At 63.4% G+C, this 12,820-nt stretch carries 12 protein-coding genes; 7 read left to right on the forward strand and 5 right to left on the reverse strand.

Going from position 1 to position 12,820, the window contains the following annotated elements:
• Positions 1 to 11: 11 nt before the first annotated feature.
• Together RL_RS04480 and RL_RS04485 are read right to left on the reverse strand one after the other, a co-directional pair.
• Complete coding sequence (locus RL_RS04480) at positions 12 to 1,511, reverse strand: inorganic phosphate transporter (protein ID WP_011650603.1); 1,500 nt, start codon at positions 1,509 to 1,511, stop codon at positions 12 to 14.
• A gap of 62 nt (positions 1,512 to 1,573) precedes the next feature.
• Entirely contained in the window at positions 1,574 to 2,104 is a 531-nt protein-coding gene (locus tag RL_RS04485; protein WP_011650604.1) for an NUDIX hydrolase, read from the reverse strand.
• A gap of 232 nt (positions 2,105 to 2,336) precedes the next feature.
• On the opposite strand from RL_RS04485, the gene RL_RS04490 reads away from it, so the two are divergent.
• Together RL_RS04490 and RL_RS04495 are read left to right on the forward strand one after the other, a co-directional pair.
• The gene (locus tag RL_RS04490) at positions 2,337 to 3,245 is read left to right on the forward strand and encodes a LysR substrate-binding domain-containing protein (protein WP_028743752.1); all 909 of its coding nucleotides are present in this window, start codon (positions 2,337 to 2,339) and stop codon (positions 3,243 to 3,245) included.
• 98 nt (positions 3,246 to 3,343) lie between these two features.
• Positions 3,344 to 4,501, forward strand: coding sequence for an adenosylhomocysteinase (locus tag RL_RS04495; RefSeq protein ID WP_011650606.1), 1,158 nt, complete (start codon positions 3,344 to 3,346; stop codon positions 4,499 to 4,501).
• A 34-nt stretch (positions 4,502 to 4,535) separates the two neighbouring features.
• Here RL_RS04495 and RL_RS04500 read toward each other — a convergent pair whose 3' ends face one another.
• Positions 4,536 to 5,531: a zinc-dependent alcohol dehydrogenase family protein gene (locus tag RL_RS04500; RefSeq protein ID WP_011650607.1), complete on the reverse strand. Its 996-nt coding sequence runs from the start codon at positions 5,529 to 5,531 to the stop codon at positions 4,536 to 4,538.
• A gap of 143 nt (positions 5,532 to 5,674) precedes the next feature.
• Between RL_RS04500 and RL_RS04505 the strand changes: the two genes are divergently transcribed.
• Positions 5,675 to 6,526 (forward strand): LysR family transcriptional regulator, encoded by an 852-nt coding sequence (locus RL_RS04505; protein WP_011650608.1) that lies wholly within the window; start codon positions 5,675 to 5,677, stop codon positions 6,524 to 6,526.
• A 13-nt stretch (positions 6,527 to 6,539) separates the two neighbouring features.
• On the opposite strand, the gene RL_RS04510 is transcribed toward RL_RS04505, so the two are convergent.
• Positions 6,540 to 7,436, reverse strand: a complete 897-nt coding sequence (locus RL_RS04510) for a LysR family transcriptional regulator (RefSeq protein ID WP_028743750.1) — start codon at positions 7,434 to 7,436, stop codon at positions 6,540 to 6,542.
• 160 nt (positions 7,437 to 7,596) lie between these two features.
• On the opposite strand from RL_RS04510, the gene RL_RS04515 reads away from it, so the two are divergent.
• The 4 genes from RL_RS04515 (at position 7,597) to RL_RS04530 (ending at position 12,105) form a co-directional block, all read left to right on the forward strand.
• On the forward strand, positions 7,597 to 9,036 hold the full coding sequence (locus RL_RS04515; RefSeq protein WP_011650610.1) for an FAD-linked oxidase C-terminal domain-containing protein: 1,440 nt from the start codon (positions 7,597 to 7,599) through the stop codon (positions 9,034 to 9,036).
• A complete protein-coding gene (gene glcE, locus RL_RS04520) occupies positions 9,033 to 10,232 on the forward strand; it encodes a glycolate oxidase subunit GlcE (RefSeq protein WP_011650611.1) in 1,200 nt (399 codons plus the stop codon). The genes RL_RS04515 and glcE overlap by 4 nt, the downstream gene beginning before the upstream one ends.
• A gap of 56 nt (positions 10,233 to 10,288) precedes the next feature.
• Positions 10,289 to 11,599 (forward strand): glycolate oxidase subunit GlcF, encoded by a 1,311-nt coding sequence (gene glcF, locus RL_RS04525; protein WP_011650612.1) that lies wholly within the window; start codon positions 10,289 to 10,291, stop codon positions 11,597 to 11,599.
• Positions 11,600 to 11,664: 65 nt separating this feature from the next.
• A complete protein-coding gene (locus tag RL_RS04530; RefSeq protein ID WP_011650613.1) occupies positions 11,665 to 12,105 on the forward strand; it encodes a hypothetical protein in 441 nt (146 codons plus the stop codon).
• A gap of 21 nt (positions 12,106 to 12,126) precedes the next feature.
• Here RL_RS04530 and RL_RS04535 read toward each other — a convergent pair whose 3' ends face one another.
• The gene (locus tag RL_RS04535) at positions 12,127 to 12,801 is read right to left on the reverse strand and encodes an outer membrane protein (protein ID WP_011650614.1); all 675 of its coding nucleotides are present in this window, start codon (positions 12,799 to 12,801) and stop codon (positions 12,127 to 12,129) included.
• Positions 12,802 to 12,820 lie beyond the last annotated feature (19 nt).

Raw genomic sequence — 12,820 nt, forward strand, 5'->3', positions numbered from 1 at the left:
AACTCGGGATCTCAGACGAAGAGCGCGAACATAACCCAATAAATCATTGCCGCAAGCGCTGCCGAAACCGGCACGGTGACGATCCAGGCGGCGATGATCGTCATGAAATGCGAACGGCGCACGAGATAGCGCCGCCGTGTCTCGTGGATATTCGGCTCTTCCGGTTCGTCGATGTCCCAGCTCTCGGCCCTGCGCCTTATATAGGCGATGCGACGCTTGGAATGGCGCGTGTACCATTCGCGGAAGAATCCGACGCCGAAGACCGAACCGACGGCGATATGCGTGGTGCTGACCGGCAGGCCGAGCCAGGAGGCGACGATGACAGTGAAGGCGGTCGACAGCGCGACGCAATAGGCCCGCATCGGATTGAGCTTGGTAATTTCCTCGCCGACCAGGCGGATCAGGCGCGGGCCGAAGAGCAGCAGGCCGACGGAGATGCCGAAGGCGCCGATCAGCATCACCCAGAGCGGCGGATGCCCAATGCCGCCGCCACCACCGATGCCGACCGATTGGACAATCGCCGACAACGGCCCGACCGCGTTCGAAACGTCGTTTGCGCCATGCGCGAAGGAAAGCAGCGCCGCAGAGCCGATCAGCGGCAGCCGGAACAGCGTCCGCAGCGAGCTGTTGCGGTTTTCGAGAGCCCGCGCTTGGGTGACAACGAGCGGCCGGGCGGCAAGCCAGCCTACCAGCCCGATGCCGATCCCGATGAGGAGGACGGTCAGCGGCGGGAACCTGCCCGGGGGCGAGAGCTGCAGCACCATATAGGCCATGAAGCCGCCGGCCATCACCGCGACCAGCACCGGCACCCAGCGTTGAGCCGCCGCGACCTTGTCCTCGCGGTAGATGATCAGGGTCTTGACGAGATAAAGCAGCCCGGCGGCGATCAGCCCGCCGATCAGCGGCGAGGTGATCCAGCTCGAAGTGATCTCCAACATCACCCGCCAGTTCACCGGCTCAGGCCCGACAGCTGAGATGCCGGCGCCGATAACCGCGCCGACGATCGCATGGGTGGTGGAAACCGGCGCGTTCATCCAGGTTGCGAGGTTGATCCAGAGAGCTGCGGCCATCAGCGCCGCCATCATGATCCAGCCGAGCAGCGCCGGCGGTACCTGGACGGCGTCGACGATGTTTGCCGAAATCGTCTTGACGACCTCGCCGCCGCCGACCGTGGCGCCAAGAACTTCGAAAATCGCAGCGATGACCAGTGCCTGGCCCATCGTCATGGCGCGCGCACCGACGGCGGCACCGACATTGTTGGTCACGTCATTGGCGCCGATGTTCAGCGCCATGTAGCCGGCAAGGGCTGCCGCCGCCACGACGAGCACTGCTCCCGGCCGGTCGAACATATAGACACCGGCAAAGAGCATGGCCAGACCGAGGAAGATCAGCCCGAGTCCAGGCGTCACCAGCCGCCGCAAAACATGCTTCGCCACGTCCTCGGCATGGGTGATCTTGTCGAGGTCCTTGTCGAGCGTACGTTTTGTGAGGACTGCGGGACGTGGCGGCATTCTTGTTCCTGAGGATGAATCTGCTTCTACGCTGCTTTCCTAGCAGTGCAAGATGGCAGGATTCATTCCGCCGGAATTTGTCTCACTTCTGGAATTTGCTTCGCCGCCTTGGCCGCAAGCCTGTCGCCCATCCTTTGCTTGAAGGCGAGGAAAAGGTGGCGGAGCTCCGGTTCATGCACGCGCCCGGCCGCTTCGTCGAATGAAACCCATTCGATCCGGCGCTCGCCCTTTTCCTTGAAGTTCTTCGCCATGTCGGTGGCTTCTAGCGCATAGACCTGCACTTTGCAGATCACTTGTACCCCGTCACGCAGCACCTTCGAATAGGTGTAGGCGCCAAGCGTTTCCGTTTCGACGACGCCTCGGACGCCGGCTTCCTCGAAGGCTTCCTGCATCGCGACCTCATGGGCGCATTTGCGCGTCATCGGCCAGCCCTTGGGAATGACCCAGCGGCCGGTGTCGCGGCTCGTCATCAACAGCACCTCGATCTCACCGCTCTTCTTCTTCGCTCGATAGCAGAGCGCACCATATTGCTGTCGCGGCGGACGCCGGAACATCAGTTGCACATCGGAAGCCAGTCGGGCGAAAAGAGTCAATGGTCGGGTCACCTTCGCAGTCGTCGTTAGGAATCACTCATATACGTATATCACGGAAAGCTTACGCATTTCAAAAGGCGCAGCACGACGCGAAACGCGATCTGATCGCCATTCATAGGGAAATCGAGGTGGGACAGGTTCGGAAAATCCGTCACACCCTGTCTCGAATGCGTCATATTGCACAGCTGTACAATATGGCGTGATCTTGCCTTTCGTTCAATGGCGAGATCTAGTGATCCACAATGATTTTGCGAATGTCGTCCTCATGCGCCTTCCACCGCTCAATGCCGTCCGCGCCTTCGAGGCCGTCTGCCGTCACGGCAGCATTCTGAAGGCTGCCCAAGAGCTGAAGGTGGTGCGCGGCGCCGTACGCCAGCAGATCGCGACGCTGGAGAATCACTTCGGCCGCAAGCTCTTCACGCGTGACGGCCGCAGGCTGGTCCCGACCCCGCAGGCCAGCGCTTTCGCCCAGGCTTCGAGCGCGGCTTTCGACATTCTGCTGCGCGCCGCTTCGGAACTCGAAGGCGTCGTGCCGGGCCGCATCCGCCTTGGCGTGCCCTCCGCCTTCGCGGTCTGGTGGCTAATGCCGCGCGCAGCAGACATGCAGGCGAGCCTCGGCGATACCGTCGACATCGTGCCGATGACCATGGTCGAGCCGCTGCAGATGCACCCGGAATTGGACGCCGTGATCATGGGCGGCGAATATCGGCCGGCCGCAGGCATCACCGCCCTGCGATTCATGGCGGACGAATTCGGCCCGATCGCGACGCCTTCGCTTGCCGCGACACTATCGAGCGCCCCGGCGGCGATGGGCGCGCTGACGATGCTTGTCAGCCGCAGCGTTCCGAAGCTCTGGGACGAATGGTTTACCGAAAGCGGCACGCCGCCGGTCGTCTTTTCCCGCGCCCAGGAATTCGAGGATCTGCTGCTGGCGCTGGGTGCCGCCCGCTCCGGGCTTGGCATCGCACTTGCCCCGCGCGCGTCGATCGAAGACGATCTTCAGCGCGGGCATCTGGTCGCGCCCTATGGCTTCATCTCCCGGCCATCGGGCTATAGCCTCTGCTGCCGCACGCCGGATGCGAAACGGCCTGCCTTTGCCGCCTTGGCCAGCTGGTTGCTCCGTTGCGGGACACCGGCCTGAAAGGGCAGATTTTCTGCCCATTCGTCAGAATTACTTCCATATTCGCAGTCCTGTTGCTCCGCTAAAAACAGCACCAACACGCAAATAGGAAAGAGATGATGGAAAAGAGCGCAACCCGCATCGACTGGATCGGCAACAGCTGCCGGCTGCTCAAGGCGACGGCGGCCGAATTCGAGCGGACGCGTCCCTTCGAAGGTCTGTCGATCGGCACCGGCATTCATCTCGAGCCGAAGACGGTGGCGCTGCTGATGACGCTTCGCGCCGGCGGCGCGCGGCTCGTCTGCACCGGCAATCTCAACAGCACCCAGCCGTCGACGGTCGAATTCCTGCGTTCCCAAGGCATCACGGTCTTCGCGACGCAGACGACCGATCCCGCCGCGCATCATCAGAGCCTCGAAGCGGTCATCGCCGAAAAGCCGGATCTGCTGCTCGATAATGGCGGCGATCTCTTCGCCATTGCGGCGGAAAAACCCTACGCCAATCTCCGCGGCGGCACCGAGGAAACCACCTCCGGCCGCACCCGGCTGCTGCTGCTGCGCGAGCGCCTGAACATGCCGATCCTCGTCATCAACGACAGCCCGATCAAGCAGTTCGCCGAAAACAGGCATGCCGTCGGCCAGAGCCTGTTCGAAAGCTACCTGCGCTTCACCAACCGCTCCACCAACGGCAAACGCGTGACGGTCTTTGGCTACGGCGCGTGCGGCAAGGGCACGGCTGCCTGTTTCCGCAATGCCTTTTCCACCGTCAGCGTCGTCGATATCGATCCGGTGACGACGCTCGAAGCCCATCTCGACGGCTTCGTCACGCCGCTACGCGACGCTGCGATCCGCTCGGCCGATATCATCGTCACCGTCACTGGTTTTGCCGCTATCGTGACGGCGGCCGACCTGCCGCTTGTCAAGGACGGCGCGATCCTGATGAATGGCGGCCATTTCCCGCATGAGATCGATGTCGAGGCTTTCCGCCGCCATCCCGATGTCGTCGGCATCGACCGCTATGAGGCCGATCACATCGAGACCTTCCATCTCAGCGACGGCCGCTCCTTCCATCTACTTGGCGGCGGCCACATGGCCAATCTCGCCGGCCCGCGGCCGCTCGGCAATACCGTCGAATCGATGGATCTCGGCTTCACCCTTCAGGCCCGCTGCCTGGAGCGCATCGCCCGAGGCGAAGCCGGTGCCCAATCCTGCCTCGTGCCTGTGCCCTCCGATATCGATGCGCTGGTGGCGAACGCCTATCTCGATCTGACGCGCTAGTTCCGCCGACGGATTAAGAGCCGACGGATTAAGATCAGTCGATCTCGACGACGAGCTTTCCGTCCGCCTGCCGCTCTTCGATCAGCCGATGCGCCTCATCTGTATCGGCAAGGCTGAAGCGGCGCGGGTCGAGCTTCGGTATAACCTTGCCGGCTTCGACGAGCTTCGTCATCTCCCGCATGATCTCACCGTGATGGGCGCGTCCCTCGCCGGTCAGAAGCGGCAGCAGCGTGAAGACGCCGGAATAGGTGGCGGCCTTGAAGGAGAGCGGCGCCAGCGCGTGGCTTCCCCAGCCAAGGCAGCTGACGACATGGCCGAACTGGCTGACCGCTCGGAATGCCGTATCGAGCCCCTGGCCGCCGATCGTATCGTAGACCAGATCGAAACCCCTGCTGGCGGTATGTCTTGCGAGGTAGGTTTCAACCGTTTCCGCATCACGATCGATCGGCGTTGCGCCAAGGCCGGCGAGATAGTCCGCTTTCGAAGCACTGTCGACGACATAGACCTCGGCTCCCACAGCCTTGGCGATCTGCGCGACGATATGGCCGACACCGCCGCCGCCGAGCACGAGAACCTTCTGGCCGGCCTTGACCCCGGCGCGGTCGACCAGCCCTTCCCAGGCGGTGATCGAGATCAGCGGCAGGGCGGCTGCCTCGCGCATCGACAGATTCTGCGGCTTTGGCGCCAGCAGTGCGGTGTCGACAGCTGCAAATTCGGCAAGCGATCCCTGAATGCCGCCGACCCCGCCGGTCATGCCGTAGACCGCGTCGCCCTGGCGGAAACCGCTGACGCCAGCCCCGATCTCTTCGACGATGCCGGCCATATCGATGCCGACAATGGCGGGAAGCGGGTGGCGGGCATGGGCCGCATTGCCGGCCCGGATCTTGAGGTCGAGCGGATTGACGCCGCTTGCCTTGACGCGTACCAGAATCTGGCCTTCGCCGGGCACCGGTCTTGCAATATCGGCGTTGCGCAATGGCGAATTCGGCGCTTCCGCCAGCAACGCTTTCATCGTTGATTTTACGGACATGGAACTCTCCTTCATTCGCAGTGCGGTGTCTGTAGAGACCTCCGCAATGAGTTTGTTCTGGAAGAAGATGGTCCATTGAAACGCGAATGAAAATGAAAGATAACGACTGAAGTCCATGCATTTTTGTTTGGCGGATGCGAACGATGGAATGGAGCGACCTCAAGCTGTTTCTGGCGATCGCGCGGTTCGGTACGCTGGGGGCAGCAGCCCGCAGCCTCGGACTGACGCAGCCGACGATGGGCAGGCGGCTGCGTGCCCTTGAAACCTCTCTCGGCCAGATGCTCTTTCAGCGCACGACCGATGGCTTCGTCCTGACGGATGAAGGTGCGGCCGTGTTCGCCGGCGCCGAACGGATCGAGGAGGAGGCGCTCGCCGTCGAGCGCGTCCTTGCCGGCGGCAGCCGTCAGCTCGATGGTTTTCTCAGGCTGTCCTCATCCGACTGGTTCGGTGCGCATGTGCTTTCACCGGTGCTGGCGGAATTCTCGCAAGTCCATCCGAAGGTGGTGGTCGAATTGTTGACCGACAGTCGGTTTCTCAGCCTGTCGCGACGTGAAGCCGACCTCGTCTTCCGTATTCAGCCTTTCACGGAAGCGGAGGTCATATCGCGCAAGCTCATACATATCGAATACGGCCTTTACATCAGCCGCGGCGCGCCGCACCCCGAAGCCGGCGACGGCGCGGGCACCCGCCTCGTCACCATGGACGAAGCTTTCGGCGACATGCCGGATGTCGGCTGGCTGCAGCGCCTGTTGCCGCGGGCCGGCATCGTCATGCGCAGCAACAGCCGCGACGTGCAGGCGGCACTCTGTGCCAATGGAGCCGGGCTCGCCGTCCTGCCACGGCCGCTCGGCGATTCTCTTGCGACCATCGAACTGGTCGATCTCGGTGAACCGCCGCCCGGCCGCGACACCTGGGTCGGCTATCACCGCGACATGAAGCGCCTGGCGCGGCTGCGCGCCCTGCTGGATCTCGTCATCGAGAGGCTGGCGCGCTGAACCGGCGGCGCCATCAGCGCTCCCAATAGGGGATAGGCCCATAAAGTTCTGCCAGATAGTCGATGAACAGCCGCACCTTGGCCGGCAGAAACTGCCGGCTGGGATAGACCGCCGACAGCGCGACATTGTGCGAGCTCTCATAGGCCGGCAGCACCTGCACCAGTCGGCCACTCTTGAGCTCTTCGCCGATATCCCAGGTGGAGCGCAGCGCGATCCCGAGACCGGCGATGACAGCCTCGCGGATCACCTCGCTGGAATTGGTGATCAGCAAACCTTCCGGCCTGAGACTCAGCGCCCCGTCCGGCCCCTTCAGCCGCCAGGTGTCGTTATTGTGCGCCGGCAGGCAGCGATGGTGTTTCAGCTCGTCGATGTGCTTCGGCTCGCCATGCGCTGCAAGGTAGTCCGGCGAAGCGCAGAGCAGCCGGCGCACCGGCGCCAGCCTTCGGGCAACGAGGCTCGAATCGGTGAGTTCGGCGATGCGGATCGCCAGATCGAAGCCGCCGCCGACGATGTCGCTGAATTCGTCGGTCAGCACCAGGTTGATCGCAAGCTCCGGATGCGCCTCCATGAAATCCTTCAGATGCGGCGCGATATGCATGCGCCCGAAGGAGGTCGGGGCCGAGATCTTCAGCGTGCCGTGCATCTGCGCCGAGCGGCCGGAAATATAGAACTCCGCCTCTTCGAGCCCGGCGAGAATGCCGAGAACGCGGTCGTAGAAGCCCTGTCCGGCCTCCGTCAGCGAGATCTGCCGTGTCGTGCGTTGCAGAAGCCGGGTGCCGAGCCGGTCCTCCAGTCGCTTGATCCGTTTGGAGACGACGGCCGGCGAAAAGCCGAGCGCCCGCCCGGCGAGCGACATGCTTCCGGTCGAAACGACCTTGGCAAAGATTTCGAGATCACCCAGATTGGTCATACGGTTTTGTGACTTTTTCCCCTTTTGGCATAAGTGCTTAGCATTTGCGCCACTTTCGGGAAAGTGCTAAGCCGGTTTATCGGCGGCAGGGAGGTCGCGGCCGGTTTCTGTTGTCATCTTCCCGCTGTCATTCCCCGTCGTCAGGGCCAGGGAGAACGCCATGTCCGACGCCATTTCGTTTCTCGAGCCTCGCGCCGACGTGCTGGCGCGCCGAGCCCAGATCGTCGCCGATCTGACCGATCTTCTGCCGCCGGAATGCCTGGTGCATGAGGCGCGCGAGCTGGTGCCGTTCGAAACCGACGCCTTCGTGTCCTACCGCCGCCTGCCGCTCGCCGTTGCCCTGCCGCGCACCACGGCCGAGGTTTCTGCCGTCATGCGCTATTGCAATCGCTACGGCATTCCCGTCGTGCCGCGCGGCGCCGGCACTTCACTCTCCGGCGGCGCCATTCCGCAGGAAGATGCTGTCGTTCTTGGCCTGTCGAAGATGAACAGCATCCTCGAAATCGATCTGTCGAACCGCGTCGCCGTGGTCCAGGCCGGCGTCACCAATCTCAACATTTCCGAATCCGTCTCCGCGGACGGCTTTTTCTATGCACCCGATCCGAGTTCGCAGCTTGCCTGCACCATCGGCGGCAATATCGGCATGAATTCCGGCGGCGCCCACTGCCTGAAATACGGCGTCACCACCAATAATCTGCTCGGCGTCAGGATGGTGCTGGTCGACGGCACGGTAATCGAGCTTGGCGGCAAGGCGCTGGATGCGGCAGGCTACGATCTGCTCGGCCTCGTCTGCGGCCATGAAGGCCAGCTTGGCATCGTCACCGAGGCGACGGTGCGGCTGATCGCCAAGCCGGAAGGCGCGCGCCCGGTGCTCTTCGGCTTCGAGAATTCGGAGGAGGCCGGCGCCTGCGTTGCCGATGTCATTGCCGCCGGCATCATCCCGGTTGCGATCGAATTCATGGACAAGCCGGCGATCGAGATCTGCGAGGCCTTCGCCCATGCTGGATACCCCCTCGATGTCGGCGCGCTGCTGATCGTCGAGGTCGAGGGATCGGAAGCGGAGATGGACGCCGCGCTGAAGGACATCGTCGAGATCGCCCGCCAGCACGCTGTCAAGACCGTGCGCGAATGCCAGTCGGCGACCGAGGCGGCGCTGATCTGGAAAGGTCGCAAATCCGCCTTCGGCGCCACCGGCCGCATCGCTGACTATATCTGCATGGATGGCACCGTGCCGCTCAGCCAGCTCTCCCACGTGCTCAAAAGAACCGCCGAGATCGTCGATCATTACGGCCTGCGCGTCGCCAACGTGTTCCATGCCGGCGACGGCAACATGCATCCGCTGATCCTCTTCAACGCCAATGATCCGGAGGATGCCGCCCGCGCCGAAGCCGCCGGCAACGATATCCTGAGGCTCTGCGTCGATGCCGGCGGCTGCCTCACCGGCGAACATGGCGTCGGCATCGAGAAGCGCGACCTGATGCGGCACCAATATTCCGAGGTGGATCTCGCCCAGCAAATGGCGGCGCGCGCCGCCTTCGATCCCGGCTGGATCCTCAATCCGTCGAAGGTCTTCCCGCTCGAAGGGCGTCCCGCCGCATGATCGATCTGATGCCCAAGACCGAGGAAGAGGCGTCGGCGATCGTCCGCGCCCATGCGGAGAGCGGCCGGCCGCTCGCAATCTGCGGCGGCGATAGCCGGTCGGGCTTCGGCAATGCGGTTGCCGCCGAAGACCGGCTGCGCTCGAGCGAAATCTCCGGCATCGTCGCCTACAACCCCGGCGAAATGGTCATGACCGTCCGATCCGGCACGCCGCTTGCCGAGGTCGAGGCGGCACTTTCGGAGAGCGGCCAGATGCTCGCCTTCGAGCCGATGGATCATCGCCCTGTGATGGGCACATCGGGCGAGCCGACCATCGGCGGCGTCTTCGCTGCCAATGTCTCCGGTCCGCGCCGCCTGATCGCAGGTGCCGCCCGCGACAGCCTGCTCGGCGTGCGCTTCGTTAACGGCAGGGGCGAGATCATCAAGGCCGGCGGCCGGGTGATGAAGAATGTCACCGGCCTTGACCTCGCCAAGCTGATTGCGGGCTCGCATGGCACGCTCGGCTTCCTCACCGAAGTCACCTTCCGTGTGCCTCCGCGCCCGAAGACGGAGCGGACGGTGGTGCTATCAGGTCTCAACGATGCCGAGGCGGCAAACGCCATGGCGGCGGCGATGGCCCTGCCGGTGGAAGTCTCAGGTGCCGCCCACCTGCCGCTGACGGTGACGTGGAAATTCCTCGCCGGCAAATTGCCCGAGGGTGAGGCAACGGTTCTGCGCATCGAAGGCCTGCCGGGTTCGGTCGACGTGCGCATCGAAAAGCTTGCCGCGGCAATGTCGGGCCTCGCCACGGTCACGCGGCTGGAACAGCCGGAAAGCTCCAGGCTCTGGCAGGACATCCGCGACGTGCTGCCCTATGCCGACGGCACCGCTCGGCCGGTCTGGCGCGTCTCGGTCGCCCCCGGCACCGGCCATCAGCTGGTCGCGGCACTCCGCCTGGAAGCAGGCGTCGACGCCTTCTACGACTGGCAGGGCGGCCTCGTCTGGATGCGCTTGGAGGCAGGCCCCGAAGCGGAACTGGTCCGTCGCTACATAAAGGCGCTCGGCGGCGGCCACGCAACGCTGATCCGTGCCTCCGGTGAGGCGAGGGCGGTCACCGCTGCCTTCCACCCGGAGCCCGAGGCGGTGGCGATGTTGTCCCGGCGGGTGAAGGAAAAGTTCGATCCGGCCGGCATATTTAATCCCGGGAAGATGGGATGAGGGATAAGATGGGTCTGACGATACCTGGCATCCTCCCAAAGCGGAGGTCCCGCTAGATGCAAACCAACTTCACCCCGACCCAGCTCCTCGACCCTGATGTCGCCGAATCCGAGCAGATTCTGCGCAAATGTGTCCATTGCGGATTCTGCACCGCCACCTGTCCCACCTATGTGACGCTCGGCAACGAGCTCGACAGCCCGCGCGGCCGCATCTACCTGATCAAGGACATGCTGGAGAATGGCCGGCCCGCCGATGCCGAGGTCGTCACCCATATCGACCGCTGTCTCTCCTGCCTTGCCTGCGTCACCACCTGTCCCTCCGGCGTCGATTACATGCATCTGGTCGATCACGCCCGCGCTCATATCGAAAAGACCTATAAACGCCCGTTCATGAACCGGCTGACGCGCGCCATCCTTGCCGCCGTGCTGCCTTATCCCGGCCGTTTCCGCCTGGCGCTCAATCTTGCCCGTCTCGGCCGGCCCTTCGCCGGCCTGATGCGCGGTGGCGCGCTGAAACCCTTTGCCGCCATGCTGGCGCTTGCGCCGCGGCGGATCCCGGCCGCTTCGGACCTTGCAAAGCCCGGCACGTATCGGCCCGAGACGGAACGGCGCGGCCGGGTGGCGATCCTTTCCGGCTGCGCCCAGCCGGTGCTCGATCCCGGCATCAACGCGGCGGCGATCCGCCTGCTGACGCGGTTCGGCGTCGAGGTCGTGATGCCGGAAGGTGAGGTCTGCTGCGGCTCGCTGGTCCATCACATGGGCCGCGCCGAACAGGCGCTCGAAAGTGCGCGCGCCAATGTCGATATCTGGACGCGCGAGATCGACGGGCAGGGCCTCGACGCAATCATCATCACCGCTTCGGGCTGCGGCACCACGATCAAGGACTACGGCCACATGCTGCGCCTCGATCCCGCCTATGCGGCCAAGGCGGCCAGGGTCTCGGCGCTGGCCAAGGACGTCACCGAATATCTCGCAACCCTCGACCTGCCGGCGCACATGCCGAGGGGAATCACGGTCGCCTATCATTCCGCCTGTTCCATGCAGCACGGCCAGCGCATCACGCTGGCGCCGAAGCAATTGCTGAAAGCGGCGGGCTTTACGGTGCGCGATCCGGCGGAAGGTCATCTCTGCTGCGGTTCCGCCGGCACCTACAACATCATGCAGCCGGAGATCTCAGCCGCGCTGAAGGCGCGCAAGGTCAAGAACATCGAGGCCACCAAGGCCGATATCATCGCCACCGGCAATATCGGCTGCATCACCCAGATCGCCACCGGCACCGGCATGCCGATCCTGCATACGGTGGAGCTTCTCGATTGGGCCTATGGCGGCGCTGTGCCGGAAAAATTAACAGGTTTGCCGTTAGGCTGAGGTCTATTACAGCGCCGCGCATCTTTTCGAGAGCCGCAAAGGACGCTGTCTCGGGAGGTTAGGCGATGTGGCGTGGAATGATTGTGCTTGCGGGACTGCTCGGTGCGGCAGGCACTGCCCATGCCGACAGTCGTTTTTTCTGTTCCGCCGATGACAAGGAAGCGCGCTTCACACTCGAAAGCGGTTTCGAAAGCGCTGCCGGCCACAAGCTCAACCATTTCCGCGGCGCGCTGATCGTCAAGGATCCGGCCCAGGAGGCCGTGTTCGGAAAGCGTGTTTTCGAATCGCAGCACCTGACCAACCATTGGTCGCGTGACGGCGAACTGTTCATGGAAGTCTTTGACGGCGGCGAAGATGACACCGACGGCGCAACGCTGGATCTGGTGGTCGTTGCCGGCGAGCGCGGCAAGCCGACGGCAAATTTCAGCGGCACATATTCCCTGACGATAGCAGGCGGCGAAAAGCCCTATGCCGTCGAGGGCAAGGTCAGCTGCGGCACCAAATAGAGCCGCAGCCGAAATTTATCCTTACCAGTGGAATGAAACGCCGACGTTGACGGCATTCGTGAAGATGTTGGTCTTCAGGTCCACGCCGCTGTCGATCGGAACGTCGATGCGCGAATAGGTTCCCTTGTATTCGACGAAGGTCGACCAGCGCTCGGTCACCTTGAAGTCGACGCCGGCCTGGGCCTGCAGCGTCACGCCGCCGAATTCATAGGCCCAGGTCTTGCCCTCGGGGCGAATCACTTCGACATGCGGAATGTTCACGCCGATGCCGGCGCCGAGATAGGGCGTCCAGCGGCGGGTCGGATCCTGGAAGCGATAGAGACCATTCACGGTGATGAGGTTCAGGCCGTCGGTGAATTCGAAATGCGACCAGCCGGCCTTGGCGAGCGTATCGTCGTCCGCATAGACCTTGTCATGGGTATAATCGAGCGAGATACCCCAGTTCGGCTTGTTGAAGTTCTCGAGCCACCAGGTGACGCGGGCACCGTAATAAGGCGGGCTGCCGAAGGATTTGCCTTCCCAGCCGGCGGTGAAACTCGTGCCGTCGGAAAGATCGACGCCGCTGTGCGGCGCGGTCTGGTAGCCGCCGTAGATGGAGAATTGCAGGTCTTCCGCCGAGGCGGAAACTGCCGAACAGATGGTCAAAAACGCGATGCCCGCAAGCAGGGAGGCGGAAGAACGCAGCGCATATGTCATTGAATAGCCCCGATATGAA

Source organism: Rhizobium johnstonii 3841, assembly GCF_000009265.1.
Lineage (GTDB): Bacteria > Pseudomonadota > Alphaproteobacteria > Rhizobiales > Rhizobiaceae > Rhizobium > Rhizobium acaciae.

What these genes read in the sequence shown, in the direction of transcription:
- RL_RS04480 (WP_011650603.1), bottom strand. Translation starts at nt 1,511, where the DNA reads ATGCCGCCACGTCCCGCAGTCCTCACAAAACGTACGCTCGACAAGGAC.
- RL_RS04495 (WP_011650606.1), top strand. Translation starts at nt 3,344, where the DNA reads ATGGAAAAGAGCGCAACCCGCATCGACTGGATCGGCAACAGCTGCCGG.
- RL_RS04500 (WP_011650607.1), bottom strand. Translation starts at nt 5,531, where the DNA reads ATGTCCGTAAAATCAACGATGAAAGCGTTGCTGGCGGAAGCGCCGAAT.
- RL_RS04505 (WP_011650608.1), top strand. Translation starts at nt 5,675, where the DNA reads ATGGAATGGAGCGACCTCAAGCTGTTTCTGGCGATCGCGCGGTTCGGT.
- RL_RS04510 (WP_028743750.1), bottom strand. Translation starts at nt 7,436, where the DNA reads ATGACCAATCTGGGTGATCTCGAAATCTTTGCCAAGGTCGTTTCGACC.
- RL_RS04515 (WP_011650610.1), top strand. Translation starts at nt 7,597, where the DNA reads ATGTCCGACGCCATTTCGTTTCTCGAGCCTCGCGCCGACGTGCTGGCG.
- glcE (WP_011650611.1), top strand. Translation starts at nt 9,033, where the DNA reads ATGATCGATCTGATGCCCAAGACCGAGGAAGAGGCGTCGGCGATCGTC.
- glcF (WP_011650612.1), top strand. Translation starts at nt 10,289, where the DNA reads ATGCAAACCAACTTCACCCCGACCCAGCTCCTCGACCCTGATGTCGCC.
- RL_RS04530 (WP_011650613.1), top strand. Translation starts at nt 11,665, where the DNA reads ATGTGGCGTGGAATGATTGTGCTTGCGGGACTGCTCGGTGCGGCAGGC.
- RL_RS04535 (WP_011650614.1), bottom strand. Translation starts at nt 12,801, where the DNA reads ATGACATATGCGCTGCGTTCTTCCGCCTCCCTGCTTGCGGGCATCGCG.